The sequence below is a fragment of the Nocardiopsis sinuspersici genome (assembly GCF_001998325.1).
GTDB classification, from domain to species: domain Bacteria; phylum Actinomycetota; class Actinomycetes; order Streptosporangiales; family Streptosporangiaceae; genus Nocardiopsis; species Nocardiopsis sinuspersici.
In genome coordinates, this window is sequence record NZ_MCOK01000001.1 from 4904905 (window position 1) to 4931446 (window position 26542).

Genomic DNA, 26542 nt, shown 5'->3' on the forward strand with positions numbered 1-26542 from the left:
TCACCATTGCCATGACCTCGGAAAACGAAGTTCGGAGCGCACGGCCAGGGCGGCGGGATACGGCCACCCCGCCTCCGCACCGCGCCTGCCACGCGCACGGGCCGTGCACGCTCTGTGTCCGCCCCGCCTTCAGGCGCGCCCCGGAAGGGCCACGTGGACCCGGTGCGGGCCGCCGTAGTGGCGGCCCTCCCCCACGTCGAGGAACCCCAGGCGCTCGGCCACCCGGAGGCTGGGGGTGTTGTCGACGTGGACCAGGGCCCAGACGGAGTCGAGCCGCAGCTCGTCCAGCCCGTGGCGCAGCAGGGCCCGCGCGCCCTCGGTCGCCAGACCGGCGCCCCAGCGCCGGGGGTCCAGGTACCAGCCGATCTCCGCGAGGCCGCCCGGAAGCTCGTGCGAGGGCCGCAGGTGGGCCAGTCCGACGACCCGTCCGCCGAGGAGGAGGACCCAGTGGCCGAGTTCGGGCGGCCCCGCGTACGCCAGCCGGTTCCCGACCATGGCCTCGGCCAGGGACCGGTCCGAGAGGTCCACTCCGAAGTGGGCGCTCATCTCCGGTGCGGCGAACAGGTCGGCGACCGCGTCGGCGTGCCCGGGTTCGAGGGGGTGCAGGGCCAGGCGCCCGGTCCTGATCCGCTTCTGCCGTTGGCTCATGTCGCAGAGCATGGCAAAGGGCGTCCGCCGGAGCCACCGCGCACACGTCCCGCCACGCGGCCCCTCACCGCACCGCACCCATCGGTGGATTCACGTGTTCTCCGTCCGCGGCGGCGAACAGGGGCCAGGACTCCTTGTCGCACCGGTTCGCCCGCCCTAGCATTCCCGCAACACTGGGCTACTCAGAGGTCATAGGTGCGGATGCGCTCTCGAACCCCCCTGCGCTGCGGCGTGGCCGCCACCGGGCTGGCCGTTCTCTCCGGTCTGATCGGCGCGGCACCCTCCCAGGCGGAGCCCACCGACGGGCCCGCCGCCACCGTTTCCGGGCCGGTCCCCGTCACCGGCGACTCCTACCCCTTCATGTCCGCCGACGGCCCCGACGTGCCCCCGATCGAGGCGGGCGAGCCCATCGAGGCCGACCTCGGCGAACACGGCTACGTGGAGGAGGAGTTCCTCCTCCAGGGCACCGCCGAGCACCGCGACCTCGGCACCGGCGAGGTGACCGGCGCCTCCCCCTACACCACCCGGATGGTGGTCCGGCGGCCGGCCCGTACCCGCGACTTCAGCGGCACGGCCTTCCTTGAGTGGAACAACGTCAGCTTCGGCCAGGACATCGAGATCGACTGGTTCCTGTCCCACGACTACCTCATGCGCGAGGGCCACGTCTGGGTCGGGCTCTCCGCCCAGCGGGTCGGGGTCGACGCGCTGCGCGACTGGGACCCCGGGCGGTACGGCGACCTGACCGTCGGCGGTCCCGCGCTGGCCGACGCCCCGGCGTTCGACATCTACTCCCAGACCGCGCGGACGCTGCGCTCACCCGAGGGCGTCGACCCGCTGCCCGGCTTCGACGTCGACACGGTCATCGCCACCGGCCACTCCCAGTCGGCCAGGTACCTCTCCGCCTACCACAACTCCGTCCACCCCGACCACGGGGTCGTCGACGCCTTCATGATCCACGGCGCCCCCACCGCGCTGGACGAGGGCACCACGCCCGTCATGCGGCTCATGGCGGAGACCGACGTCCGCCTGCGGTCCCAGAGCGAGGAACCGGACTCGGAGTACTTCCGCCGCTGGGAGGTGGCCGGAACCGCGCACGTCGGCCTCACCGAGTACCTCGCCTTCGCCCCGCTCATCGCCCGCGAGAACCCGGGCACCGAGCCGCAGCGGTGCGACCGGCCCCCGCTCAGCCGGATCCCGTTCCACCACGTACTGAACGCGGCCTACGACCACATGGTGGACTGGGTCGAGGACGGTGACGCGCCCCCCGAGGCGCCGCGGCTGGAGTGGGACGACGCCACGACGGCGAGCCGCGACGAGCACGGCAACCAGCTCGGCGGGATCCGCCTGGCCGAGCACGAGGTCGCCACGGCGCTCAACCACGGAGACAACACCGGCGACCCGTTCTGCTTCCTCCAGGGCACCCACGTCCCCTTCGGCGAGGAGACCCTTGAGGAGCTGTACCCGCGGCGCGGCGGGTACGTCTCGCAGGTGAACCGGGCCGTGAACCGGGCGCGGCACGACGGCTACCTCCTGTCCGAGGACGCCCGCGACTCCCGCGGGGCCGCGCTGCGGACGGACTATCCCTGGTGGTAGGCCCACGCCACGGGCGGTGCCGGGCCCCGGCCCTCGAACGGGTCGGGGCCTTCCCCCTGTGGATGCGGCGGGGCCGGAACCCGTGCCCGCCGGCACCGGGGAGGCAGGGCGAGGAGGGGCTCGGGAGGACGGGGAGGGGTTCGGGAGGACTCGGTGCCGGAAGCGGGCGAACCGGCGGTCGGAGCATGCGCGCACGTCCACTCGCGGGAGCGTGTTCCGCCTGCACGAAAAGGTGTGGTCCTCCGCTCCCGCGGGTGGGAGTATCACGGCATGGACACGTGCTCGGAGTGCGGAGCGGCGAGCGGCCCGGCGTGTGGTGAGCTGTTCCAGCGGCTGCTGTCACTGGACCACTCCCGCCAGGAGCCGTGGGGGCCGCTCCACGGCGTCGCCGTCGCGTGCTACCGCCTCCAGCACCCGGCGTCCCTCACCGAGGGCTCGCACGTCCTTCTGCTGGAACTGCTCCAGACCTACGTCGAGGGCGGGGCCGAAGCGGCACGCAAGATGACCGAACACGCCCGCCGCGCCAACTCCCACAGGGTCCGCCGACCGAAACGCACGGCCCCCGCCCTGCGCACCGGAGTCCCCACCGGGTTCGCGGTCACCGTCGCCGGGGTCGCCGTGGACGGCGGCTTCCCCGCCGACGGCCACCCCGGGCGTGTCCGCTCCTGGGCCGAAGCGACCCTGGCCGGGTGGCGGGACTGACCGACCCGCCGGATCAGTGCCGGAAGTGGATGAACAGGCGGCCGAAGTTCTTGGAGTCCTTCTCGACCCGGTGGTAGCGGGCCTTGACGTCCTTGCGGTCGAGGAAGCGCAGGACCCGCTTCTTGAGCTGTCCGGACCCCTTGCCGGGGATGACCTCGATGGTCTTGGCCTTGGTGCGCTCGGCCTCGTCCATGATGTCGTTGAGGGCCCGGTCGATGTCGCGGCCCTTGTTGAAGATGTCGTGCAGGTCGAGTTTGAGCCGCACCGTGCCTCCTCCGCGTCCGATAGCCCGGATCATACGCGGGGCCCGGGGCTCACTCCCCGAGGCGCAGCGTGAAGACCATCCGGTCCGTCCCCGGGCCGTCGTAGTCGGTGTGCGGGCCGGTGACCTCGAATCCGTAGGAGCGGTGGAAGGCGATCGAGCACTCGTTGGCCGGTGACGTGACCGCCCGGACCACCGTGCGCCCCTCGGCCCGCGCTCCCCCGGTGAAACGGTCGTACAGCCTGCTCGCCAACCCCGCTCCGCGGTGCTCCGGAGCCACTCCCGCGAAGTGCACGTAGGCCTCCCCGGGCACGGACGGCGAGGGAAAGCCGACGAGGAAGCCCGCCAGTTCCCCCTCCACCTCGGCGATGAGGCTGGTGGTGTGGAAGTGATCCAGGAAGAGCCGGGGGAGGATGTGCGCCACGGGACGCCCCCACCAGTCGTCGCAGACCGCCACGACGCGCGGGTGGTCGGAGGGGAAGGCGGTTCGGACACGGACGTCGGCCACGCTGGTACTCCTTCGGTCTGGGGGCACCGGTGCGGCGCCTGATGCGCGATACCCGGTCGGACACCGCCGAATCCCCGCAGACGCAGCGGGCCCGCCGGGAACGCGGGCCGACGACCGCACCTGACGTGCCGAGGTGTTTTCCCGTCCGGTGCCGGGAACCGGCCTCCGACCGAAAACCCCTGGCCCGCCGGTGCTCCCGCGCGGGACCATCGAAGCCATGAACCAGAGAGAACTCGTACGCGCCTCCCGGTTCCTGTCGCGCGTGCTCCGCCACGACCCCGGCAGGGCCGGGATACGCCTCGATCCGCAGGGCTGGGTCGGGGTGGACGAACTCCTCGCCGGCTGTCGGCGGAGCGGGACGCGCCTCGACCGCGCGGCCCTTCAGGAAATCGTCGACACCAACGACAAGAAGCGCTTCGTCCTCAGCGCGGACGGCGACCGCGTCCGTGCCCGACAGGGGCACTCCGTCGACGTCGACCTGGGGCTGGAGCCCCGAACGCCCCCGGCCCTGCTCCACCACGGCACCGTGGGCCGCTTCCTGCCCGCCATCGCCACCGAAGGGCTGCGGCCGATGAAGCGGCACGACGTGCACCTGTCCCCGGACGTGGAGACCGCCCGCGCGGTGGGCGCCCGGCGCGGTACACCGGTGGTCCTCACCGTCGCGGCCGGACGCATGCACGACGACGGCCACGTCTTCCGGATGACCGGCAACGGCGTGTGGCTGGTGGCCGCCGTGCCCCCGGAGTACCTGGGCGAGCCCGTCGGGCACCGCGGGACCGAAGGCCGCGGCGGCAGCCGGTAGCGTGCGCGCGGGCCGTGCCGCCGGGACTACCGGGCTACCGGGACCGCCCCGAACAGCACCTCCCCACCGGGCGGCCCGTGACCAGGCGCCCCACCCGGCCGGGGCGCTCAGGGCCTGTCCGCCGAGAAGACCGCGGTACCGGGGAGCATCCGGCCGCGCACCGGCCCCCAGCCGCCCCACACCCGGTCCAGCCCCTCGGGCCACTCCGGCTCGACCAGGTCCCGCAGCACCAGGCCCGCGCGGGCGATCCCGCGCACCCAGTCACCCACCGTGTGGTGGTGCTCCACGTAGACCGCGTTGCCGTCCTCGTCCTCCTCCACGTAGGCGCGGCGGTCGAAGTAGGACTGGTCCACGGTGAGCCCGTACTCGCTCGGGTCGTCCGGGAAGCTCCACCGGATCGGATGCGTCACCGAGAACGCCAGCCGCCCTCCCGGCCGCAGCACCCGCGCGGCCTCGGCCAGGGCGTCCTCGGCGGAGGGAACGAAGGGGAAGGCCCCGAACGACGAGAACACCACGTCGAAGGAGGCGTCGGCGAACGGCAGCCTCTGGGCGTCGGCCTGCACGACGGCCAGCGCGTGCCCGGTCCGCTCGTCGATCCGGCGCGAGTGCTGGAGCTGGCGGTGCGACAGGTCGAACCCGACCACCTCCCGCACACCCTGGGCGCGCAGCCACCGGCCGCACTGGCCCGCGCCGCAGCCGACCTCCAGGACCCGGGCCCGCCGGAGCTCCTCCGGGTCCCCGAGCAGCCGCGCCCCGGCCTCGGTCAGCCCCTCCGGACACCACACGAACTCGGCGTCGCCGAGGAAGGCGCCGTGCTCCTCCTGGTAGGCGTCGGCGGCACCGTCCCACCACATACGTCCGGCGCGGGCGCTCTCCCGGGCGTCCACCGCGCGGCGCTCGACGTACCCGGGATCCGGATAGCCGTTCTCGTCGTGCATCGCCCGCCCCCAGACCGTTTTCCTTGAGGCTCCGCCGCGCCTCGCCTCGTGCTCGGACGCCGGAGGTACGGCGGCCTCGGTCCCTGCGGCGACCCCGTCGGCGCCCTCGCCACCCCCCGCAGCGGCACAGGACCGGATCCGCCGAACAGAACCTAGACCGTTTTCCCGGTGTTCTCCGGGGTACCAGTGTCCTCCGGGTTGCCGGCGCCCCCGGACATCCCCGTGCTCCCGGGCCCGCCGGTGTCCCCGGCCGACCGCGCTCCGGCTTCGGCCTCGCGGGCGTCACTGATCTCGCGGCGGACGAGGAAGATCCACCCGCCGACGGCCACGAGCGTGAACACCCACCACTGCACGGCGTAGGACAGGCTCATGCCGGAGTCCAGCTCATGCACGTCGACCGGCTCGGGCGCCGCGTCCGGCGCCGGCTCCTGGCCGGTGAGATCGACGTACCCGCCGTAGACCGGGTACGGCAGCCCCTCGGCGATCATGCCCACGTCGACCATCATGATCTGCCCCTCGGGCAGGCCGTCGCGGTTGCTCAGCCCGGTGTTCTCCTCGGTCTCGGAGTAGTGGATGCGCCCGGTCACCTCCACGGTGCCCCCGGGCGCGGGCGGCACCTCGGGCTGGTCGAGGGCGGTCGCACCCCGCTCGACCCACCCGCGGTTGACCAGGACGGCGGGCCCCTCCTCGGTGACCAGCGGGGTCAGCACGTGGAAGCCCACGCCCCCGGACCCGTCGCGGTTGCGCAGCAGGAGTTCGTGTTCGGCGTCCCAGGTGCCGGTGGCCTCGACGGTGCGCCACCGGTCAGTGGGATCGACGTCCTCGCCGACGTCCGCCAGTTCGGCGACCGGCACGGGGTCGGCGGCGAGGTTGCCCTGTTGGAGCTCGACCGAGGCGCTGCGCTGTTCCCACCGGTCCAGTTGCCAAAAGCCCAGCCAGACGAAGCCGGGCACGATCACCAGCACCAGCGCGTGGAAGGCCAGCATGCGTTGCGAGAGCAGGACTTTGAGCACGTCTTCGAGGTTAGGAGACGCTTTCGGCCACCTCGCACCGCCCCGCCCCCATCCCGGCCGACATCACTCCCGGCTCCCGCACGTCCCTCGTGGCTCTCCACCACTCCCGCACACGCGTGCGGGGCCGCCGGTCCGGCGGCCCCGCGTGGATCCGGGTGAAACCCCTGCCGTTACTCCTCGTCGCCCACCGTGGCGGCGGCCTTGCGCTTGCGGGCGAAGTACAGGCCCGCGCCGCCGGCGCCGACCGCGGCGATGCCCGCGGCGACCAGGCCGGTCAGTGCGCCACCGGTCACGGCGAGCTGCTCGTCGGCCTGCTGGTCGGGAGCGGGCTTGTCGTCACCGGTGCTGGAGTCGTCCTCCTCGGGCTTCTCCTCCTCCGGCTTCTTGGGCTCCTCGGGGTTCTCGTCCTCGGGCTCCTCGGACTCCTCGGGGTTCTTGGGCTCCTCGGGCTCCTTGGGCTCGTCGGGGTTCTCACCCTCCGGCTCGTCCGGCTTCTCCTCGGAGATGACCTCCAGGCAGGAGGCCTCGGACAGGCCGAGCACGGACACGGCGTTGCCGCAGATGTCGACGGCCGCGTCGACCGGGACCACGACCTGGTTCCCGCTGCCGATGCCGCCGGAGCCGTCGGTGGAGGTGTCGCCGCCGCCCTCGTTCTCGGGGGAGGACTGGATGATGTTGATGATGGTGGTGCACTTGGAGCTGGCGGCGCCCAGGATCGCCACCGAGTTGCCGCAGACGTTGATGGCGGCGTCCACGGGAACGATGATCTGGTTCCCGCTGGCCACACCGCCCGAACCGTCGGTGGTGGTCCTGGGCGCGTCGGCGCTCTCCTCCTCCAGGGCCTCGACCACCTCGACGCACTCGGACTTGGAGACACCGCCGACGGAGGCCGCGTTGCCGCAGGCGTCGATGGCGGCGTCCACGGGAACGATGATCTGGTTCCCGCTGGCCACACCGCCCGAACCGTCGGTGGTGGTGTCGCCGCCCTTGCCGCTGGCCTCGTAGAGGACCTCCGAGACCTGCGTGCACGTGGCCTTGGAGATGCCGAGGACGGCGATCGAGTTGCCGCACAGGTCGGCCTCGACGTCCACGGGCACCACGACCTGGTTTCCGCTGCCGATGCCGCCGGAGCCGCCGGTGGAGGTGTCGGCGAAGGCCGCCGTGACGGGGGCGATGACCAGCCCCGCCGTCATGACGGTGGCGAAGGAGTAACGGAGTGTGTTGCGCATGTGCGGATGTGACCTTTCGCGGATACGGCCTGGGGATCGCGTCGGTTGTGACGCTGTGCCATGGCGGGACCGGTGCCCACGTCACGTGGACGCGGTCCCGTGGACCACGGGCGGGGCGGGTCCGGCACCGGAGAAAACGGTGCGACGGCGGGGTGACCCGCGTGTGTGAAGTCGCGGTCCCGTTCGGAGTGCGTTCCGTGGAACCGCCGACGAACCGAACGTTAGCAAGCCACCGTGGGCCCGCAGGCGTTTTCGGAAAATGCTCTTCTCCCGTGCAAATACTCTTGGAGAGCATACAGACACATACCGTAATGATCACAGTTCACAGAAGTGACACTCGCAACACAGGGCGACCACTTGAACACAGGAGGTGGAAATACGAAAAGAAAAATTTCCGGGTAAACCAGCCAAACGAGCCAACTAAGCAGGTTCGTATATTCACTTCACGGCCTTGCGCGGACACTTTGACCTTCATGCCGGACTTTCCCCACATGCGGAGAACGTCCTTTATGCCAGGAATGCGGTCAAAGGCCGATAAGAGAAGACCCCGGCCGGCTCCGAGGGAATCCGGCCGGGGGGTCACCGGGCCGTGCCCCGTCTCCGTGGCGGGCACACGTGGGAGGCGGGCGCCTCCGGGACCGGACGCCCAGGCCGCGTGCGACACCGCCGCCCTTGGCGTGCACCACACGCTCGGGCACGCGCTCGCGGTTGGAGTGCGCCATCTTCTGGAGCAGGAAGTGGTCCTGGAGGAGCAGCGGACCGTTGGGGCCCACCGACCGGGAGAGACCGTCGTGCGGCATCGGGATGCCGGCGTCGTCCGTGCTGTAGGAAGCGCTCACTCCTCGTACCTTCCGCGTGATGAACGGAGATGACGGGGGGATGCCGCATGGCCCCGCCGCGGCATCGGTCCGACGGGCACCTCTTCCACCGGGTCCCGGCGCCCGTGTACCCCCTCCGGGTGTACACGGATCCCCTCGGCCACAGGCGCTTGCTCACGCCACGCACATCACCGCTCACGCCAAAAGCAGCAAAAGCGCTGGTCATGTGCGCGTACCCTGGAGCCGGTGGGCCGTCCCCAGCCGAACCGGTGGGCCGTCCCAGCCGGCGTTCCGGCGGTGTCGAGGCCCGAGGCCGGGGCCGAGGCCCGGTGCCCCGGTACCAGGACTCCCGGCACCGCGTCGAACGCCCGTGTCCCTTTCCGGTGACGGCTCAGGATGCCAACCGGCATCCATCCAGTCACGACGGCCAACCGGAAACGTATGGCTTGCGTCCTAACACCAGGACATGCCCCCCGTTTCCCCCGCCCTACTGGAGCATGCATGCACCCCGTATCCCCGCGCCCCCGCACGCGCACGACACTCTCCGTCGGCGCCGCGACCCTGATCCTTCTCCTCGCCGCGTGTTCCGCGGGCGAGGAGGCCCCGTCCCAGAACGAGGGTGCGGCCGCTCCCAGCGACGAGGCCACCACCCCGGCCTCGCCCTCGCCCAGCACCGAGCCCGAGCCGGCCGGTGAGCCCTTCACCGTCGCCTTCGGCGGCGACGTGATGTTCGAGGGCGTGCTCGAACCGCGCCTGGCCGACCCCCAGACCGCGCTCGGCCCGGTCGCCGAGCAGCTCTCGGCCGCCGACCTGGCCATGGTCAACCTGGAGACGGCCGTGACCGAGGGCGGCACCCCCGCCCCCGGCAAGGCGTACACGTTCCGCGCGCCCGCGAGCTCCCTGGAGGCCCTGGAGGCCGCCGGCGTGGACGTGGCCACCGTCGCCAACAACCACGGCATGGACTACGGCGTGGAGGGCCTGAAGGACACCCTGGAGAACGGCGAGGCCTCCCCCGTCCAACTGGTCGGCGCCGGGCTCGACATCGAGGAGGCGTACAAGCCCCACGTCGCCGAGGTCAACGGCCAGAGCGTCGCCATGTTCGGTGCCGCCGACGTCCTGGACGACCACCTCATCGACGCCTGGACGGCGGGCGAGGGCAAGCCCGGCATGGCCTCCACCAAGGGCGAGATGAAGCAGCGGATGATCACCGCGGTCTCCGAGGCCGCCGCCGAGTACGACAACGTGGTGGTCTTCCTGCACTGGGGCCTGGAGGGCGCGCACTGCCCGCTCCCGCACGCGCCCACCCTCGCCGAGGAGCTGGTCGCGGCGGGCGCGTCCGCCGTCGTCGGCGGCCACGCGCACGTGCTGTCCCCGGGCGGATTCATGGACGACTCCTACGTGCACTACGGGCTGGGCAACTTCGTCTTCTACAACTTCGACGGCCCCACCGCCGAGACGGGCGTGCTCACCCTCACCTTCGACCAGGGCGGCGTGACCCAGGCCGACTGGGCCCCCGCGCAGATCCAGGGCGGTGTCCCCGTTCCCTACGAGGGCGCCGCGGCCGAGAAGGCCGAGCAGACCTGGCTGGACATGCGCGCCGAGTGCGGGCTCCCGCTGACCGACTCGCCCGCGTAGGCGGTCCTTCCGGACACACGGCTTCGCCGGGCTCCTCCACCGGAAGGGGAGGAGCCCGCGGACATTCGGCCCCTACAGCGGCGAGGGGATCCCCGCCGCGGCGACCCCGTGGCGCGCGGCGACCTCCCCGATCTCGGCCAGCAGCCTGTGGCGGCGGGCCGCGCCCAGGTAGGAGGCGTGCACGCCGTTCGCGGCGAGCCGGACCAGGTCGGCGGCGTCCAGGCCCAGCCGGTGGGCGGCGCGGTACTCGTTGGTCAGGTCGGTGCCGAACATGGTGGGGTCGTCGCTGTTGAGGGTGACCAGCAGCCCGGCCTCCAGCATGCGGGGCAGCGGGTGCTCCTCCAGCCGCCGCACCGCGCGCGTGCGCAGGTTGGAGGTGGGGCTGACGTCCACGGGGATCCGCCCTTCCGCGAGGCGTTCGACCAGTGCCCGGTCCCGCATGGAGTCGATGCCGTGGCCGATGCGTTCGGCGCCGAGGGCGTCCAGGGCCTCGCGCACCCGCTCCGGACCGCCGTGCTCACCGGCGTGCGGCAGGCTGGCCAGCCCGGCGGCGCGGGCCCGGCCGAACACCCCGGCGTACTGCTCCAGCGGGGTCTCCACCCCGCCGACACCGAAGCCGACCACGCTGGGCGGCGCCTCGCGCAGGACCGCGTCCACGGTCGCCTCGGCGCTCTCCAGCCCGAAGTCGGCGGGGAAGTCGGGGATCCACCGCAACTGGATGCCGTGCTCGCCCTCGGCCGCGCGGCGCGCCTCCTCGATGCCGTCGAAGACCACGCGGGCGGGCACCCCGCGCATCAGGTGGGTGTAGAGGCTGACGTGTACCTCGGCGTAGCGCACGTTCTGCGCGGCCAGGCGCTCGGCGACCGCCGACACCAGGAGGGCGAAGTCCCCCTCCTCGCACAGGGTCCGCACCGAGGCCAGGTAGACCTCGACGAAGTGCGGGAAGTCGGTGAAGGCGTACCAGTCCCGGAGCTCCTCCAGGCTGCCGGGGACGTCCCGCACCCCGTGCCTGCGGGCCAGCTCGAACAGGGTTTCGGCGGGCATCGAGCCTTCGAGGTGGACGTGCAGTTCGACCTTGGGCAGATCCCTGACGAGGGCCTCGACGTCGGCGGGGATGGCGTGGATGTCCATGGCGTGAGGCTACGCGCGCACGCGCACCGCCCCAAAGCCCCTCCCGGACAAGCTCACGCCTGTCCGTCAGAAGCGGGCGTGCATACGGTGATGAGTATGGTCCCCCAGCCTCCGCAGGACTCCCCGTACTACCCGTACCCCCCGTCGGGTTTCGCCGTGTTCCGCGCACGGAACGTGATCCGCGCGCAGAACGGCCCGCGCGCCTCCGCCTACCTGGTCTTCGGCCTCCTTGTGCTCATCGGGTGGCTGCTCTTCCTGGTCGCGGCCGTCGCGCTCACCGAATCCCACGGGGAAACCCTCGTCTACGCCGGTCTCGGCCTGCTCGCGGCCGTCGGCCTGACGGTGCTCGCAGCCGAGACCACCGCCCGGAGCACACGCACCGTCGTCGGCGGTGATCCCCTGCCTCCCGGCACCGACCCGGTCCGGCTCTTGACGGCCGAGGAGTCGGTGAAGAAGGGAGTGCTCGGCTGGGATCCCGAGACCAACCGGCTGGCGCGGATCCTGGCCGGCCAGAAGCTGAGGGAGTACGGGATCCGGTTCCCCGGCCGCACATCGGCCTTCCTGGCCTCGGTCGCGTGCGTGCAGGCCGTCCTGCTCACGTGGTGGCTGGTGACGGAGGGTGTCTCGGTGGACTCCGTGTTCCTCTTCTTCACCCTCCTCGGCAACGCGCTGGCCGCGCTCCTGCACCCGCCCGTGGCGGCGCGCGACAGGCGCTGCGCCGAGGCGCTGCGTGCGGCCTACGACCACTACGCCACCGGACCTCGGCACGGCTTCCACCGGACCTACGCCGCCCCTGGGGAACAGGATCGTCGCGACGGGCGCCGGCGGCCGTCCGACGGAGTTCCGCGATGAGCACGGGAGCACCGCGGACCGAACCTCCGGCACCGCACACTCAACGGTTCCGGACGGCCCACGGGCCCCACGGCGGGAGGGCCGGGCACGCGCACCGGCGCGCCCGGCCCCATGATGGTCAGGCGGAGGGCGCCCCGCCGTTCACCCTGCGCGGCACGCCGAGCGGGTTGTCGTCGCGCAGCTCCGGGGGCAGCAGCGACTGCGGGACCGACTGGTAGGTGACCGGGCGCAGGAAGCGCCGGATCGCGGTGGTGCCCACCGAGGTGTGCAGCGGCGCGGTGGTCGCGGGGTAGGGGCCACCGTGGGTCATCGCGTAGGTGACCGCCACCCCGGTCGGCCACCCGTTCCAGAGCACCCGTCCGGCCAGGGACGCGCCCAGGGCCAGCAGGGCGGGCGCGATCTCGTCGTCCTCCTCGCCCTGCACCGTGACGGTGAGCTGGCCCCCGAACACCCCGGCCGCCTCCAGCAGGCGCCGCTCGTCGGCGTAGGTCACCACGAGGGTCGCCGGGCCGAAGCACTCCTCCAGGAGGGTGTCGGCGTTCTCCAGCAGGGAGTCCAGGTCGGTGCGCAGCAGGGACGGCGTCCAGTCGTCACCGGTCCGCTTCCCCTGGACCAGGACCTCGGTGGCCGGGTGGGCGCTCAGGGTGTCCAGGTTCCGGACGAAGCCCTCGGCGACCCGCTCGTTGAGCAGGGGCGTGGCCGCCCGTCCGGAGAAGTCCTCGACGAGGGCGTCGAGCTTGGCCTCCTCGGGCAGGAACACCACCCCGGGCTTGGTGCAGAACTGGCCCGAGCCCATGGCGGCCGACTCCGCGTAGCCGCCGAGGATCTCGTCGCCGCGCGCCGCGACGGCCCCGCGGGTGACGAACACCGGGTTCACGCTGCCCAGCTCCCCGTAGAAGGGGATGGGGTCGGGCCGGGAGGCCGCGAGGTCGAACAGGGCACGTCCGCCGGGGATGGAACCGGTGAAGCCCACGGCCCGGGTGAGCGGGTGTGTGACCGCGCGCTTGCCGGCCTCCAACCCCTCGACCAGGGCGAAGGCGCCCTCGGGCGCCCCGGCGTCGGCGAGCGCGGCGACCACGGTCTCGGTGGTGCGCCGGGCCAGCCGGGGGTGTCCGGGGTGGGCCTTGACGACCACCGGGCATCCGGCGGCCAGGGCGGAGGCGGTGTCCCCTCCGGCCGTGGCGAAGGCGAACGGGAAGTTGCTCGCCCCGAACACCACCACCGGTCCGAGCGGGACCAGCAGGCGGCGCACGTCCGGGCGCGGGGTGCCCCAGCCGGGGTCGGCGGGGTCCACGGCCGCCTCCAGGTAGGAGCCGTCCTCCAGGGTCTCGGCGAACAGGCGCAACTGGAAGGTGGTGCGGCCCAGCTCGCCGCGGCAGCGCGCCTCGGGGTAGTGCGCCTCCTCCATCGCGATCGGCACGAGGGCGTCGGCCGCTGAGTCCAGGGCGTCGGCGACGGTACGCAGCAGCCGGGCGCGCTCGGCCGGGGCGAGGGCGGCCAGGAGCGGGGCCGCCGCTGCGGCGCGTTCCAGGACGGAGTCGAGTTCCTCCGGTGTGGTTTCCGGGGCGGTGTTCATGGCTCAGCCTCCAGGAGGGTGTGTACGCTGCGTCGACCCGATCCAACCATGCCGGGCCGCATCTGGAAAGCGCTATCCAAAGGAGTCGGGTACTGTCCACGCACACAGTCGATCCCCCGGTCCCGCAAGGGGCACAAGCCCCCTCTTCCACGGGACCTTGGCACGAAACTGGAATTTCCCCGGAACCAGGTGATTCCAGAAAGGCATCATAGGAGCCGTGACGACAAATTCCCGAAGCTCAACGCCCCCGCGGTCGCGACGGTCCCCAGGCAGCACGGGGAACAACCACGCGTCACACGAGGCCCGTGGACGGAGCGGTACCGCCCACGACGAACTCGCCTTCGCCCAGGCCCCCCTGCGAAGACTGCCCGCCCAGCAGCGCAGCATGCTCAGGGTCCAGCGCATGCTCGACTGCTGCGCCGAACTCCTCGACGAGGTCGGCTACGACAACCTCTCCACCACGCGGATCGCCGAGCGCGCCGGGGTCGCGATCGGCTCCGTCTACCAGTTCTTCCCGGACAAGAAGGCCATCACCCAGGCACTCGGGCTGCGCTTCCTCGACCAGTTCGGCTCACGCGTCACCGAACGCCTGGCCGAGGCCTCCTTCAGCCACTGGACCCACGCCGTCGACACCATCGTCGACGAGTACGTCGACATGCACCGCCACGTACCCGGCTTTCGCAGCCTGCACTTCGGCGACATCGTCGACCCCCGGCTCCTCAGCGGGGGCGCCGACAACAACCGCGTCATCTCCGTCCGCCTGCGCGAGATCATCGTTTCTGTCACAGGCGTCCCCGACGATGATGGACTGGACCGGGCCATCCACGTCGCCGTCGAATCCGCCGACGCCGTGCTCAAGCTCGCCTTCCGGGACGACCCCGAGGGCGACCCCGAGCTCGTCCACGAGGCCAAACGCCTGGTCAGCAGTTACCTGTCCCACTTCTCCCGACACAACGGAGGCGACCATCCGTGGTAGCCGACGCCAGCACCCTCTCCCAGCCCGTCACCGGAACCGCCGCCGGCGTGCCCTTCCTGGCCCTGCCACCCGCCAACGGTGAGGTCCCGGCCCCGCTCGTCCTCGGCCTGCACGCCTTCGAGCCGCCCCGCGCCGAGGCCGCCCTCGCCGGAACCGCGCCCATGGCCTCGCTCCCTGCCTGGCGGGTCTACCTCGGCCTCCCCCTGTTCGGAGCCCGGCTCCCCGAGGGCGGCGTCGCCGAGATCAACCGGCGCGGCGAGCGCGACTACCTCGTCGAGCTGTTCGGCCCGGTGGTGGAGGAGGCGGCCGCCGAACTGCACCGTGTCGCCGCCGAGCTGCGCGCCACCTTCCCCGTCACCGACGACCCCGTCGGGCTGGTCGGCGTGGGCGCCGGGGCCTCCGCCGTCCTGCTCAGCCTCGCGGAGGGGCACCTGCCCGTCAGCGCCGCCGCGGTCATCAACCCGGTCGTGGACCCGGCCCTGGTCATCGCCGCCCGCGAGCGGCACACCGGAGCCCACTACGAGTGGACCGAGCAGGCCTGGCTCGCGCGCGGCTGGCTGGACTTCGGCAGCCGGGCCGAGGAGATCTCCAGGAACGGCGTCCCCCTGCTCGTCGTCAGCGGGGGACAGGACGAGGTCGTACCCCCCGAGCACGGGCGGTCGCTGCACGACGCCCTGGCCGCCCACGTCCCCGAACATGCGCTCCGTCACATCGTGGTGCCCGACCTGGCCCACTCCATCGGACCGGAACCCGGCCTCCGCCCCGGTCCGCTCACCCCGGCGGGAGTCCTCACCGACCGCGCGCTGACCGAGTGGCTCCACCTGCACCTGACGTCCTCGTCGCAGGTCCGGGGGGCCGAGGAGGCCTAGGGCCTGCCCGGGGACCCGGGCCGGGCGGTCCGTGCCCGCACCCCGCAGGGGCGGGAGCACCGGCCGTTCACCGCGTACACTCCGCCGCCTCCTCCCGCGTCCTCCTGGCGGACGCCACCGCGACAGTCGGCTCGCGTTCCATGGGATCATCCAGTGGCGACCGCTCCGAGCGGTCCACCTGACCGTTTCGACTCATCCTTCAGGAGGGCGAACCACGTGACGGAACCGGCACCGGTCTTTGCCAGCGGGGTCGACAACGAGCGGTTGAACGCGCAACTGCGCTTCCTTCTGGAAGTCGACAAACTCAAGCGCGTCCTGCGACAGAACCTCCTCGTGGACGGCTCCCGCCGCGAGAACTCGGCCGAGCACTCCTGGCACATGGCGCTGTCCGCCCGCACCTTCGCCGAGTACGCGCCCGAGGGCACCGACATCGACCGGGCCGTCGAGATGCTGGTGCTGCACGACATCGTCGAGATCGACGCCGGTGACACGTTCCTCTTCGACGGGGCCGACGCCGAGACCCGGGCCGCGCGCGAGCGCGCCGCGGCCGACCGCATCTTCCCCCTGCTGCCCGAGGACCAGGCGGAGCGGGCCCGCGAGCTCTGGGAGGAGTTCGAGGCGCGCACCACGCCCGAGGCCCGTTTCGCCCGCGCGGTCGACCGGCTGTCGCCCATGCTCGCCAACTGGCACAACGAGGGCGGCGCCTGGGTGCGCTTCGGGTTCACCCGGGCGCAGGTGATGGAGAAGGTCAAGCTGATCCAGGAGGGGTCGGAGGCGCTCGGGGCCTACGCGACCGCGCTGGTGGACGACGCCGACCGCCGGGGCTACTTCCGCGCCTGACCCGGGCGAAACGAAGGGCCGGGGCCGGAGGGGCCCGAGCCGGTCCGCGGGGTCAGAGCCGGCCCATGACGAGCTGGACCACCGCGGACATGCCCACGAGCACCAGGCACGTGCGCAGCGCCGTCGAGCTGAGCCTGCGCCCGAACCTCGCACCGAGGTAGCCGCCGACGATGGTCCCGGTCGCGATGAGGCCGACCACCGGCCAGGCGGGCGAGGCCAGCACGATGTAGAACACCGCGGCGGTGCTGTTGACGATGGTGGTGAGCACGTTCTTCAGCGCGTTGAGCCGCTGGATGTCGTCGTCCAGCGCGGTGCCGAGGAGGCTCATCAGGATGATCCCCTGCGCGGCGGCGAAGTAGCCGCCGTAGGTCCCGGTCGCGTAGATGCCCAGCGGCAGCAGCGGACCGCCGTTCCTGCGGGCGGGCCCGCGGGCGCGCATCCACCTGGTGATCCGGGGCTGGACGAGGATCAGCACGCAGGCGAAGCCGATCATGAACGGCACCACGACCTCGAACACGCCCGGCGGCAGGTAGATCAGCAGCAGGGCGCCGGTCACCGCGCCGAGGAAGGACATGCTGCCGAGCCGCAGGACCCGGGCGCGCTGGTCGGCCAGCTCCCGGCGGTAGGCGATCGTGCCGCTGAGCGTCCCGGGGGCCAGGCCGATGCTGTTGGAGATGGTCGCGGTGATGGGCGGGTAGCCCAGGGCCAGGAGCACGGGGAAGGTGAACAGGGTCCCCGACCCCGCGATGGCGTTGATCCCGCCCGCGGCCACACCGGCGAGGAGGATGAGCGCCGCTTCCCAGAGTTCCATCCACCCGGCCTTCCTGGTCCGTGCTCCCCGGAGGTCGAGGGCCACAACAGACTACGAGGACGGGTTCGGCGGCCCTCACCCCGGGATGCGCCCAGCGCGAAGGACGAGGTCCCGCGTGTGGCGGGGCCCCGTCCTCGATGATCACGCGGCGCCCGGGTCAGGGGACCCGGACCACCTCCTCACGCAGCCGGTCGAAGGCGGTACCGACCCCCTGGAGGGCCTGTCCCATCTCGGACGGGACGATCCACACCTTGTTGGAGTCGCCCCGGGCGATCTCCGGAAGCTTCTGGATGTAGTGGTAGGCCAGCACGTCCGGGTCGACCCGGCTGGTGTGCAGGGCCTTGAACACCATGTGGATGCTGTCCGCCTCGCTGCGGGCCCGTACCGTCTGGGCGTCGGCGTCGGCCTTGGCGGTGATCGCCTGCGCCTCGGCGGCGCCCCTGGCCCGCAGCACCGCCGCCGAGCGCTCACCCTCGGCGCGCAGCACCGCGGACTGCTTCTCACCCTCGGCGCTGAGCAGTTGGGCGCGCTTCTCCCGGTCGGCGCGCATCTGCATCTCCATCGCCTCCTGCACGGAGGAGGGCGGCTCGATGCCCTTGAGCTCGATACGGCTGATCTCGATGCCCCAGTCGCGGGTGGCCTCGTCCAGCACCGTCTTGAGCTCGCGGTTGATCTCGTCGCGGGAGGTGAGCGTTCCCTCCAGGTTCATGCCGCCGATGACGTTGCGCAGCGTGGCCAGGGTCAGCTGTTCGACGGCCTGGATGAAGTTGGCGACCTCGTAGGTGGCCCGGTAGGCGTCGATGACCCGGATGTAGACCGCCGAGTCGACCTCGACCGCGAGGTTGTCCTCGGTGATGGCCGACTGCGGTGGGAAGCTCACCACCTGGACGCGGCGGTCGATCCGCTCGCGTACCTGGTCCACTCCTGGGATGACGACGTTGAAACCCGAACTCAGCGTCCGGTGGAACTTGCCGAAGCGCTCGACGACGTCCTCCATCGAATGCGGAACGATACGCACGCTCCGCCAGAAGATGAGCAGCAGGACGGCGACGAAAAGCGCCACGATGATGATCATGGTCATGGGCCCACCCCGGTCTCCGGACGGGGGGCGGCGTTCAGCATCGGCATCTGGGCGGCTCCGGATCTCCTGACGGGGGTGACAGGGCGGCGCGGGCACGGACCGCGTACCGGCGGCCCCGCCCACCCGAAGATCATAAAGCGCGCCGAAATGGAGCGATCCGCTCACCGGTCGCTGACGCTACCCCATATGTGTCGGGGGCGGCCACATTCGGACAGAAACACTGTTTAAGGACAATATATTTCTGTCTTTATCGCAATCCAATATGGAGATGAGAAGGCCGGAGAGGAGAAGGAAACGGGGATCAGACGGCCCGCGCGGTCCAGCGCTCACCGTCGCGCTCCACCTTCAGCGGCAGGCCGAAGGCCTCCGACAGGTGCTCGGCGGTCAGGACCCCGTCGATCGGACCGGCCTGCACGACCGACCCCCCGCGCAGCAGCAGCGCGTGCGTGGTCCCCGCGGGGATCTCCTCCACGTGGTGGGAGACCACGACCAGCGAGGGCGCGGCCTCGTTGCGGGCGAGGTTGCCGAGCCTGCGCAGCAGGTCCTCGCGGCCGCCCAGGTCCAGCCCCGCGGCCGGCTCGTCCAGGAGCAGCAGCTCGGGGTCGGCCATCAGCGCACGGGCGATCAGCACGCGTTTGCGCTCGCCCTCGGACAGGGTGTGGAACCGGCGGTCGGCCAGGTCACCGACCCCCCAGTGGCCCAGCAGTGCGCGTGCGCGGCCGTAGTCGGGAGTCCCGTACTCCTCGCGGAAGCGCCCCACGTAGCCGTAGGCCGCGCTCAACACGATGTCGAGGACCTCGGTGCCCTCCTCGATCCGCGACGCCACCGAGGCGCCCGCGTAGCCGATGAGCGGACGTAGCTCGAACACGTCCACCCGGCCCAGTCTCTCGCCGAGGATCTCCACCTCTCCCGCGGTGGGATGCGTCTGGCTGTACACCACGTTCAGCAGTGTGGTCTTGCCCGCACCGTTGGGGCCCAGGACCACCCAGCGCTCGCCCTCCAGCACCGTCCAGTCCACGCCGTCCAGCAGGTCGGCGTCACCTCGTCGAACCGTGACCCCGTTCAGGCCCAGAACCCGCCCGTCCATCATCCTCCCTCACATCACGTCCCATACGTCCCACGCCGGTGCACGGGCCGACCTACCCTGAAGCAATGCATCTCACGTCCGCACCACTCGTCGCCTGGGGCAACGCCTGGCTGTCCGGACACGTCGGACTCGACGACGCCGTGGACGCCGTCGAACGGCGTGGCGGCCCCAGCCTGATCGGGACAGTACCCGCAGCGGACCTGCCCTTCGACAGCGGCGTACCGCTGCGAGTGGCACTGGCACGGCTCCGTGGCCTGGGGTTGTCCGCGTTCCGGCTGGCGCTGCCCGCCTGGGGGGATCCCCTCGGGCTGGTGGGCCCCAAGGAACTCAACCAGGCCGCCGTCGAAGCGCAGGAGGGGGTGCTGGTGCAGCTCGCCGACCGGCAGGTGGGCCTGGTGCCCGCCGCCGACCGGCGTGGTTCATCCTATGTGGGCGTCGCCTGGACGCCGTATCCGGCGAACAGCGCCCCTCCCCAGGTACCGGGCCTGGCCGAGGCGGAACAGGCCCTGAAGCTCACCGTCATCGAGGTCGCCGGACTGATGGAGGGCGTGGACGACATCGCCTCGTTCGCGCCGGGCGTACACCGCCGGCTGGACGGTCCGGACGGCCGGGAGGCGCCGTCCCTGGCGCGCGGGTACCCGGCGCGCGCCCACCGGGTGGTGGCGCAGGCCGAGCGGCTGGCGAAGGTGGTGGAGCTGGCCGAGCCGTCGTCGGGGCGCGGGATGACCGCCCAGCAGGTGTCGGCCCGGAGCGAGGCGCTGCGGAGGCTGGACTCCGCCGTACGCAGGGCCCTGGTGGCCGCGCACGCGTCGATCGCCCTGCCCGGGCTCGGTTCGCCTCGGCCCTGAGTCAGGGGTGTGCGTCGGACTCGGGAGGCGGTTCCGCGGCTTGCCGGTACGAGGCGGGCGACGAGGTGAGAAGGCGGACCACACGTGCCGAGACGACCACCGCGCAGGCCAGGGTGACCGCGACAAGCGCCGCCCAGAACGACGTGAAGAGGTAGGGCACCTGGAACCACGCCACGTCCCTGCCCCCGAACAGCCACCCGATCACCTCGTGCAGGGTGGCCAACAGCAGCGGAGGCACGGCGTAGGGCAGGAGGCGCACCGACCCGGTCCGCCAGGGCCGGTCCCCGCGCGCGCGGGCCCAGTCGGCCGCGCGCCGTACACCGCGCCAGGCCGCCGGCACGCCAGCGGCGGCCAGGGTGAGCAGGACGGCGTCCACGGCCAGCGGCCCCGCGTTCGACGGCGGCTCGGACGCGCCACCGGAGTCGATCAGTTCCACGATCCGGGCGGCCGGCGGCGAGGCGCCTCCCCCTCCCGCCCCGCTGTTGGCCGTGACCGGCACCCTGGGGTGCGGGGCCGCGTTCTCCGGGTAACGCCAGGGGAGATACCTGATCCGGGAGAGCGGGGAAGCGCCGATACTGGATGTGTGGCGGGCCGGGAACCCGGCCGGCCCCACGGATGGAAACGAGGAGACCCGTCATCATGCAGCCCGAGCACATCCGAGCCTCCGACGCGGACCGTGACAAGGTCGCCGAACGGCTGCGTGAGGCCCTGGCTGAGGGACGCCTCAGCCCCGTGGAGCACGAGGAGCGGCTGGACACCCTGTACAGGGCCAAGACCGTCGGCGAGCTCGCCCCCATCGTGGAGGACCTGCCGAGCCCCGGCTACGACTACGCGTCCATGGAGAGGCACTCGTCGGATCCCAGCGGCATGGAGATCCTGGGCAGCGAGGCCCGCGACCTGGCCGGGCAGAGCAAGGGATCGGAGAACCTGGTCGCGGTGTTCGGCGGCTGCGAGCGCAAGGGACGCTGGCTGGTCGAGCCCCGGACGAACGTGTCCGTGCTCTGCGGCGGGGTCGAACTGGACCTGCGCGAGGCCGTACTCAGCCAGCACGAGGTGACCATCCAGGTCGCGGTGATCCTGGGCGGGGTGGACATCACCGTGCCGCACGGGGTCAGGGTGATCAACAACACGTCTGCGATCCTGGGCGGTACGGACATGCACAAGACGGACCAGGTCACCGACCCGAACGCCCCGGTCGTGCGGCTGACGGGCACCTGCATGCTGGGCGGGGTGGACATCAAGGCCAAGGGTCCCAAGCGCAAGAAGAAGAAAAGGTGACCCTCCGGCCGTCCACATAGTGAACCAGCTGGAAAAAGGGCCTGCCCTGCGCGCTCACCCCTCACCGGGGCCGAGTACCGTGGGTGGCGCCATGAATGAGAAATCCACGCTGTTGGTGACGGTGACCGGCCACGACCGTCCGGGCATCAGCGCCCGTCTCCTGAGCACTCTCTCCGTCTTCCCGGTGACCATCGTCGACCTCGAACAGGTGGTCCTCGCGGGACGCCTGGTCCTGGGCGCGGTCCTCGGGGTGGACGAGCGGGTGGCCCCCGGCGTGAGCCGCCGACGGGTCTTCGAGGAGGTCCGCGGCGCGCTCGACAAGACCGCGATCGACCTCGACATGGAGGTCGGCTACGGCGAGGGCAACGGCCGTGTGAACGCCTTCGGGCCCGGCCACCTGCACGTGACCGTCCTGGCCGACCCGCTGCGACCCGGAGCCCTGGGCGCCATCACGTCGTGCGTGGCGCGCGCGGGTGCCAACATCGACCGGATCGAGCGCCTGTCCAGCTATCCGGTGACCTCCGTGGAGATGGAGATCTCCGGCGGAGACGCCGACCAGCTTCGCGCCGAACTGGCCATGGAGGCCTCCACCCAGGGGGTGGACGTCGCGGTGCAGCGCAGCGGTCTGCACCGGCGCGGCAAGCACCTCATCGTCATGGACGTGGACTCCACCCTGATCCAGGGCGAGGTGATCGAGCTCCTGGCGGCCCACGCGGGCTGCGCCGACGAGGTCGCCCGGGTCACCGAGGAGGCCATGCGCGGAGAGCTGGACTTCGAGGAGTCGCTGCGCCGCCGTGTCTCGCTGCTGAAGGGCCTGGACGCCTCCGCCATCGGCAAGGTGTGCGAGGAGATCCAGTTGACCCCGGGTGCGCGGACCCTCGTACGCACCCTGAAGCGCCTGGGCTACGAGTTCGGGATCGTCAGCGGCGGCTTCACCCAGATCACCGACGTGCTCGTGGAGCGCCTGGGCCTGGACTACGCCGCCGCGAACACCCTGGAAGTCGTCGACGGCAAGCTGACGGGTGAACTGGTCGGCCCCATCATCGACCGCAAGGGCAAGGCGACCACCCTGGAGCGGTTCGCCGCGGACGCCGGTGTGCCCCTGGAGCAGACCGTGGCCGTCGGTGACGGCGCCAACGACCTGGACATGCTCCAGGTCGCGGGGTTGGGCGTGGCCTTCAACGCCAAGCCGGTCGTGCGCCAGCAGGCCGACACCTCGGTGAACGTGCCCTACCTGGACACGATCGCGTTCATCCTCGGGATCACCCGCGAGGAGATCGAAGCCGCTGACCTCCACGTCCAGGCAGAGCTTCCCTCTCTCTGAGCTCCCTCCGAGCCGCTGCCCGCCGCTGTTCGTCCCACGGTCGCGCGGTCGGGGCCCGCCACGGTCAAGGTCCGCTGGGCGCCCCACCCCTGCCGGCTTCCCCGGGGAGCGGGGAACAACAACCCCCACCCCGCATTCACACACGCACAAGCCCACACACAAAAAGGAGGGGGCCGCCCACAGGCGACCCCCTCCCTCAAGAAAAACCGTGGCAGCAACCTACTCTCCCACCCCACCACAGGGCAGTACCATCAGCGCAAAGAGACTTAACGACCGGGTTCGGAAAGAGACCGGGTGTGACCCTCCAGCAATAACCACCACGGAAACCAACACCCACAACCACTCAACCCACCAAAAGGGGAGCAGCCACGAGCAAGCTTCGTGAACAAGTGTGCGCGAACATCCAATTATCTGCAGCGGACAAGCCCTCGGCCTATTAGTACCGGTCAGCTCCACCCCTCACAGGGCTTCCACACCCGGCCTATCAACCCCGTCGTCTACAGGGAGCCTTACCCTCTCAAAGGAGGCAGGAGACCTCATCTCGAAGCAGACTTCCCGCTTAGATGCTTTCAGCGGTTATCCCTCCCGAACGTAGCCAACCAGCCATGCCCTTGGCAGGACAACTGGCACACCAGAGGTTCGTCCGTCCCGGTCCTCTCGTACTAGGGACAGCCCTTCTCAAGTCTCCAACGCGCACAGCGGATAGGGACCGAACTGTCTCACGACGTTCTAAACCCAGCTCGCGTGCCGCTTTAATGGGCGAACAGCCCAACCCTTGGGACCAACTCCAGCCCCAGGATGCGACGAGCCGACATCGAGGTGCCAAACCATCCCGTCGATATGGACTCTTGGGGAAGATCAGCCTGTTATCCCCGGGGTACCTTTTAGCCGTTGAGCGACACCGCTTCCACACGCCGGTGCCGGATCACTAGTCCCAGCTTTCGCTCCTGCTCGACACGTCCGTCTCACAGTCAAGCTCCCTTGTGCACTTACACTCAACACCTGATTACCAACCAGGCTGAGGGAACCTTTGGGCGCCTCCGTTACTCTTTGGGAGGCAACCGCCCCAGTTAAACTACCCACCAGACACTGTCCCCGAACCGGATCACGGTCCAAAGTTAGATGCCCGAAACAGTCAGAGTGGTATTTCACCAACGCCTCCACCGCCACTAGCGTGACAGCTTCACCGGCTCCCACCTATCCTACACAAACCATCCCAAACACCAATGTCAAGCTATAGTGAAGGTCCCGGGGTCTTTCCGTCCTGCTGCGCGAAACGAGCATCTTTACTCGTAGTGCAATTTCACCGGGCCCATGGTTGAGACAGTGGGGAAGTCGTTACGCCATTCGTGCAGGTCGGAACTTACCCGACAAGGAATTTCGCTACCTTAGGATGGTTATAGTTACCACCGCCGTTTACTGGCGCTTAGATTCCCAGCTTCGCGGGGCGAACCCCACTAACCAGTCCTCTTAACGTTCCAGCACCGGGCAGGCGTCAGTCCGTATACAGCGTCTTACGACTTCGCACGGACCTGTGTTTTTAATAAACAGTCGCTTCCCCCCGCTATCTGCGACCCCACCCAGCTCCGACCGCGAAGGTCTTCACCAGACAGGGCTCCCCTTCTCCCAAAGTTACGGGGACAATTTGCCGAGTTCCTTAACCATGGTTCACCCGAACGCCTCGGTATTCTCTACCTGACCACCTGCGTCGGTTTAGGGTACTGGCCACACACGAACTCGCTAGAGGCTTTTCTCGACAGCATGGGATCACTCACTTCGCCTAAAACGGCTCGGCATCACGTCTCAGCCACACGAGAGGCGGATTTGCCAACCCCTCGGCCTACACGCTTACCCCCGGACAACCACCGCCGGGTAGAGCTACCCTCCTGCGTCACCCCATCACTTGCCTACTACGGGATCGGATCCCAGACCAGTCCAGAGGCAGTTCCCGAAGGAACCACCAAGAACCAGCGTGGTTAGCATCACCCGATTCAGCATGGACGCTCGTGCACGGGTACGGGAATATCAACCCGTTATCCATCGACTACGCCTGTCGGCCTCGCCTTAGGTCCAGACTCACCCTGGGCGGATTAACCTGCCCCAGGAACCCTTAGTCAATCGGCGGCAACGTTTCTCACGTTGCTTTCGCTACTCATGCCTGCATTCTCACTCGCACACCCTCCACCACACGATCACTCGGCAGCTTCTCCGGATGCACGACGCTCCCCTACCAACCCACGCTCAAAGAACGTAAGCTTCACAGCTTCGGCGGTGTGCTTAAGCCCCGCTACATTATCGGCGCAGAACCACTTGACCAGTGAGCTATTACGCACTCTTTAAAGGATGGCTGCTTCTAAGCCAACCTCCTGGTTGTCTCAGCAACTCCACAACCTTTCCCACTTAGCACACGCTTAGGGGCCTTAGCTGATGATCTGGGCTGTTTCCCTCTCGACTACGAAGCTTATCCCCCGCAGTCTCACTGCCGCGCTTCACTTCACCGGCATTCGGAGTTTGTCTGACGTCAGTAACCTGGTAGGGCCCATCAGCCAAACAGTCGCTCTACCTCCGGCAAGAAACACACGACGCTGCACCTAAATGCATTTCGGGGAGAACCAGCTATCACGGAGTTTGATTGGCCTTTCACCCCTACCCACACCTCATCCCCCAGGTTTTCAACCCTGGTGGGTTCGGGCCTCCACGAGGTCTTACCCCCGCTTCACCCTGGACATGGGTAGATCACTCCGCTTCGGGTCCACAGCATGCGACTCAACCGCCCTATTCAGACTCGGTTTCCCTACGGCTACCCCACCCGGGTTAACCTCGCCACACACCATGACTCGCAGGCTCATTCTTCAAAAGGCACGCCATCACCAAAGACAAGCTCCAGCTCTGACGGCTTGACAGCACACGGTTTCAGGTACTATTTCACGACCCCTCACCGGGGCACTTTTCACCTTTCCCTCACGGTACTAGTGCACTATCGGTCACCAGGACGTATTTTGGCTTAGCAGGTGGTCCTGCCAGATTCACACGGACTTTCACGGGCTCCGCGCTACTCGGGGACACACCAACACCTAGGCTCTTCCTTCACCTACAGGACTCTCACCCGCTCCGGTTCCGCTTCCCAACGGATTCAGCTAGAAGAACCACTCAGTGCTCCAGGCCGACAGACCTGGACAGGTGCACCCCACAACCCCGCACACGCAACGACTGCCGTCTATCACACGCATGCGGTTTAGCCTCATCCCCGTTCGCTCACCACTACTAGGGGAATCACTGTTGTTTACTCTTCCTACGGGTACTGAGATGTTTCACTTCCCCGCGTCACCACCAACTGCCCTATACATTCAGGCAGCGGCAACCCGACACAACTCGGGCTAGGTTTCCCCATTCGGACACCCACGGATCACAGCTCGGTTGACAGCTCCCCGTGGCCTATCGCGGCCTCCCACGTCCTTCATCGGCGCCTGGTGCCAAGGCATCCACCGTGTGCCACTATCACTTGGCCACTACAGATAATAAGATGCTCGCGCACACTATTCACAAATCAAAACACCAACCGCATACTCCGACACCACTCACGCCACCAGGATCCTCGTCCTGACGACCTCTGAGAGTTCTCCGAGGCGGTCCGCGGGAACCAACACCGGCCACCCACCCCCCACCATGGGAGAGCAAGCGGCCAGAGGTTGCTTCCTCAGACACCCAACAGCGCGCCCCC

General features: G+C 69.9%; 23 protein-coding genes, 2 rRNA genes and 1 pseudogene. 11 read left to right on the plus strand and 15 right to left on the minus strand.

Annotation, left to right across the window (positions count from 1 at the left end; translation table 11 throughout):
* Positions 1 to 129: 129 nt before the first annotated feature.
* Positions 130 to 648, minus strand: a complete 519-nt coding sequence (locus NOSIN_RS21245; RefSeq protein WP_077693695.1) for a GNAT family N-acetyltransferase — start codon at positions 646 to 648, stop codon at positions 130 to 132.
* Positions 649 to 849: 201 nt separating this feature from the next.
* On the opposite strand from NOSIN_RS21245, the gene NOSIN_RS21250 reads away from it, so the two are divergent.
* A complete protein-coding gene (locus NOSIN_RS21250) occupies positions 850 to 2241 on the plus strand; it encodes an alpha/beta hydrolase domain-containing protein (protein WP_077692442.1) in 1392 nt (463 codons plus the stop codon).
* Between the two features lie 270 nt (positions 2242 to 2511).
* Positions 2512 to 2943 (plus strand): DUF5946 family protein, encoded by a 432-nt coding sequence (locus tag NOSIN_RS21255; RefSeq protein WP_170293673.1) that lies wholly within the window; start codon positions 2512 to 2514, stop codon positions 2941 to 2943.
* A gap of 13 nt (positions 2944 to 2956) precedes the next feature.
* Here the strand turns inward: NOSIN_RS21255 and NOSIN_RS21260 are convergent, their stop codons facing one another.
* The gene (locus NOSIN_RS21260; protein WP_077692443.1) at positions 2957 to 3208 is read right to left on the minus strand and encodes a Smr/MutS family protein; all 252 of its coding nucleotides are present in this window, start codon (positions 3206 to 3208) and stop codon (positions 2957 to 2959) included.
* Between the two features lie 49 nt (positions 3209 to 3257).
* A complete protein-coding gene (locus NOSIN_RS21265; RefSeq protein WP_077692444.1) occupies positions 3258 to 3713 on the minus strand; it encodes a GNAT family N-acetyltransferase in 456 nt (151 codons plus the stop codon).
* A gap of 217 nt (positions 3714 to 3930) precedes the next feature.
* Here NOSIN_RS21265 and NOSIN_RS21270 point away from each other — a divergent pair, with 217 nt between their 5' ends.
* A complete protein-coding gene (locus NOSIN_RS21270; protein ID WP_077693697.1) occupies positions 3931 to 4515 on the plus strand; it encodes an RNA 2'-phosphotransferase in 585 nt (194 codons plus the stop codon).
* 107 nt (positions 4516 to 4622) lie between these two features.
* Here the strand turns inward: NOSIN_RS21270 and NOSIN_RS21275 are convergent, their stop codons facing one another.
* The 4 genes and pseudogenes from NOSIN_RS21275 to NOSIN_RS21290 form a co-directional block, all read right to left on the minus strand.
* Positions 4623 to 5453: a class I SAM-dependent methyltransferase gene (locus tag NOSIN_RS21275; protein ID WP_077692445.1), complete on the minus strand. Its 831-nt coding sequence runs from the start codon at positions 5451 to 5453 to the stop codon at positions 4623 to 4625.
* A 152-nt stretch (positions 5454 to 5605) separates the two neighbouring features.
* Entirely contained in the window at positions 5606 to 6466 is an 861-nt protein-coding gene (locus NOSIN_RS21280) for an SURF1 family cytochrome oxidase biogenesis protein (protein ID WP_171986616.1), read from the minus strand.
* Between the two features lie 170 nt (positions 6467 to 6636).
* Entirely contained in the window at positions 6637 to 7695 is a 1059-nt protein-coding gene (locus NOSIN_RS21285) for a chaplin (RefSeq protein ID WP_077692447.1), read from the minus strand.
* Positions 7696 to 8357: 662 nt separating this feature from the next.
* A pseudogene (locus NOSIN_RS21290) lies at positions 8358 to 8534 on the minus strand (catalase); the annotation flags it as partial.
* 480 nt (positions 8535 to 9014) lie between these two features.
* Between NOSIN_RS21290 and NOSIN_RS21295 the strand changes: the two are divergent.
* A complete protein-coding gene (locus NOSIN_RS21295) occupies positions 9015 to 10148 on the plus strand; it encodes a CapA family protein (RefSeq protein ID WP_077692448.1) in 1134 nt (377 codons plus the stop codon).
* A 72-nt stretch (positions 10149 to 10220) separates the two neighbouring features.
* Here the strand turns inward: NOSIN_RS21295 and add are convergent, their stop codons facing one another.
* Entirely contained in the window at positions 10221 to 11279 is a 1059-nt protein-coding gene (gene add / locus NOSIN_RS21300) for an adenosine deaminase (protein ID WP_077692449.1), read from the minus strand.
* Positions 11280 to 11375: 96 nt separating this feature from the next.
* Between add and NOSIN_RS21305 the strand changes: the two genes are divergently transcribed.
* Positions 11376 to 12131, plus strand: a complete 756-nt coding sequence (locus tag NOSIN_RS21305; RefSeq protein WP_193371930.1) for a hypothetical protein — start codon at positions 11376 to 11378, stop codon at positions 12129 to 12131.
* A gap of 118 nt (positions 12132 to 12249) precedes the next feature.
* Here the strand turns inward: NOSIN_RS21305 and NOSIN_RS21310 are convergent, their stop codons facing one another.
* Entirely contained in the window at positions 12250 to 13707 is a 1458-nt protein-coding gene (locus NOSIN_RS21310; protein ID WP_077692450.1) for an aldehyde dehydrogenase (NADP(+)), read from the minus strand.
* A gap of 385 nt (positions 13708 to 14092) precedes the next feature.
* Between NOSIN_RS21310 and NOSIN_RS21315 the strand changes: the two genes are divergently transcribed.
* The 3 genes from NOSIN_RS21315 to NOSIN_RS21325 all read left to right on the plus strand — a co-directional run bounded on the left by NOSIN_RS21315 (position 14093) and on the right by NOSIN_RS21325 (position 16392).
* On the plus strand, positions 14093 to 14683 hold the full coding sequence (locus tag NOSIN_RS21315; RefSeq protein ID WP_077692451.1) for a TetR/AcrR family transcriptional regulator: 591 nt from the start codon (positions 14093 to 14095) through the stop codon (positions 14681 to 14683).
* Positions 14677 to 15552: an alpha/beta hydrolase family protein gene (locus NOSIN_RS21320; RefSeq protein ID WP_077692452.1), complete on the plus strand. Its 876-nt coding sequence runs from the start codon at positions 14677 to 14679 to the stop codon at positions 15550 to 15552. Before NOSIN_RS21315 ends, NOSIN_RS21320 begins: the two co-directional genes overlap by 7 nt.
* A gap of 216 nt (positions 15553 to 15768) precedes the next feature.
* Positions 15769 to 16392 (plus strand): HD domain-containing protein, encoded by a 624-nt coding sequence (locus NOSIN_RS21325; RefSeq protein ID WP_077692453.1) that lies wholly within the window; start codon positions 15769 to 15771, stop codon positions 16390 to 16392.
* A 52-nt stretch (positions 16393 to 16444) separates the two neighbouring features.
* Here NOSIN_RS21325 and NOSIN_RS21330 read toward each other — a convergent pair whose 3' ends face one another.
* From NOSIN_RS21330 to NOSIN_RS21340, 3 genes are all read right to left on the minus strand, one after another.
* Positions 16445 to 17203, minus strand: a complete 759-nt coding sequence (locus NOSIN_RS21330) for a sulfite exporter TauE/SafE family protein (RefSeq protein ID WP_077692454.1) — start codon at positions 17201 to 17203, stop codon at positions 16445 to 16447.
* A 157-nt stretch (positions 17204 to 17360) separates the two neighbouring features.
* Positions 17361 to 18284, minus strand: coding sequence for an SPFH domain-containing protein (locus tag NOSIN_RS21335; protein ID WP_077692455.1), 924 nt, complete (start codon positions 18282 to 18284; stop codon positions 17361 to 17363).
* A gap of 301 nt (positions 18285 to 18585) precedes the next feature.
* A complete protein-coding gene (locus tag NOSIN_RS21340; RefSeq protein WP_077692456.1) occupies positions 18586 to 19371 on the minus strand; it encodes an ABC transporter ATP-binding protein in 786 nt (261 codons plus the stop codon).
* A 65-nt stretch (positions 19372 to 19436) separates the two neighbouring features.
* Here NOSIN_RS21340 and NOSIN_RS21345 point away from each other — a divergent pair, with 65 nt between their 5' ends.
* Positions 19437 to 20219 (plus strand): hypothetical protein, encoded by a 783-nt coding sequence (locus tag NOSIN_RS21345; protein WP_077692457.1) that lies wholly within the window; start codon positions 19437 to 19439, stop codon positions 20217 to 20219.
* Position 20220: 1 nt separating this feature from the next.
* Here the strand turns inward: NOSIN_RS21345 and NOSIN_RS21350 are convergent, their stop codons facing one another.
* Entirely contained in the window at positions 20221 to 20655 is a 435-nt protein-coding gene (locus tag NOSIN_RS21350; protein WP_143832971.1) for a hypothetical protein, read from the minus strand.
* A gap of 203 nt (positions 20656 to 20858) precedes the next feature.
* On the opposite strand from NOSIN_RS21350, the gene NOSIN_RS21355 reads away from it, so the two are divergent.
* Both NOSIN_RS21355 and serB read left to right on the plus strand, forming a co-directional pair.
* Positions 20859 to 21497 (plus strand): DUF1707 SHOCT-like domain-containing protein, encoded by a 639-nt coding sequence (locus NOSIN_RS21355; protein ID WP_077692459.1) that lies wholly within the window; start codon positions 20859 to 20861, stop codon positions 21495 to 21497.
* Positions 21498 to 21588: 91 nt separating this feature from the next.
* Positions 21589 to 22821: a phosphoserine phosphatase SerB gene (gene serB / locus NOSIN_RS21360; RefSeq protein ID WP_077692460.1), complete on the plus strand. Its 1233-nt coding sequence runs from the start codon at positions 21589 to 21591 to the stop codon at positions 22819 to 22821.
* 206 nt (positions 22822 to 23027) lie between these two features.
* Here serB and rrf read toward each other — a convergent pair.
* A 5S ribosomal RNA gene (gene rrf, locus NOSIN_RS21365) occupies positions 23028 to 23143 on the minus strand.
* 93 nt (positions 23144 to 23236) lie between these two features.
* Positions 23237 to 26330, minus strand: a 23S ribosomal RNA gene (locus NOSIN_RS21370).
* Between the last annotated feature and the right edge of the window lie 212 nt (positions 26331 to 26542).

Coding starts and splice junctions, on each gene's coding strand:
- serB (WP_077692460.1), top strand. CDS start 21,589: ATGAATGAGAAATCCACGCTGTTGGTGACGGTGACCGGCCACGACCGT.
- NOSIN_RS21250 (WP_077692442.1), top strand. CDS start 850: ATGCGCTCTCGAACCCCCCTGCGCTGCGGCGTGGCCGCCACCGGGCTG.
- NOSIN_RS21305 (WP_193371930.1), top strand. CDS start 11,376: ATGGTCCCCCAGCCTCCGCAGGACTCCCCGTACTACCCGTACCCCCCG.
- NOSIN_RS21245 (WP_077693695.1), bottom strand. CDS start 648: ATGAGCCAACGGCAGAAGCGGATCAGGACCGGGCGCCTGGCCCTGCAC.
- NOSIN_RS21345 (WP_077692457.1), top strand. CDS start 19,437: ATGCATCTCACGTCCGCACCACTCGTCGCCTGGGGCAACGCCTGGCTG.
- NOSIN_RS21315 (WP_077692451.1), top strand. CDS start 14,093: ATGCTCAGGGTCCAGCGCATGCTCGACTGCTGCGCCGAACTCCTCGAC.
- NOSIN_RS21340 (WP_077692456.1), bottom strand. CDS start 19,371: ATGGACGGGCGGGTTCTGGGCCTGAACGGGGTCACGGTTCGACGAGGT.
- NOSIN_RS21330 (WP_077692454.1), bottom strand. CDS start 17,203: ATGGAACTCTGGGAAGCGGCGCTCATCCTCCTCGCCGGTGTGGCCGCG.
- NOSIN_RS21255 (WP_170293673.1), top strand. CDS start 2,512: ATGGACACGTGCTCGGAGTGCGGAGCGGCGAGCGGCCCGGCGTGTGGT.
- NOSIN_RS21275 (WP_077692445.1), bottom strand. CDS start 5,453: ATGCACGACGAGAACGGCTATCCGGATCCCGGGTACGTCGAGCGCCGC.
- NOSIN_RS21285 (WP_077692447.1), bottom strand. CDS start 7,695: ATGCGCAACACACTCCGTTACTCCTTCGCCACCGTCATGACGGCGGGG.
- NOSIN_RS21295 (WP_077692448.1), top strand. CDS start 9,015: ATGCACCCCGTATCCCCGCGCCCCCGCACGCGCACGACACTCTCCGTC.
- NOSIN_RS21310 (WP_077692450.1), bottom strand. CDS start 13,707: ATGAACACCGCCCCGGAAACCACACCGGAGGAACTCGACTCCGTCCTG.
- NOSIN_RS21335 (WP_077692455.1), bottom strand. CDS start 18,284: ATGACCATGATCATCATCGTGGCGCTTTTCGTCGCCGTCCTGCTGCTC.
- NOSIN_RS21355 (WP_077692459.1), top strand. CDS start 20,859: ATGCAGCCCGAGCACATCCGAGCCTCCGACGCGGACCGTGACAAGGTC.
- add (WP_077692449.1), bottom strand. CDS start 11,279: ATGGACATCCACGCCATCCCCGCCGACGTCGAGGCCCTCGTCAGGGAT.
- NOSIN_RS21270 (WP_077693697.1), top strand. CDS start 3,931: ATGAACCAGAGAGAACTCGTACGCGCCTCCCGGTTCCTGTCGCGCGTG.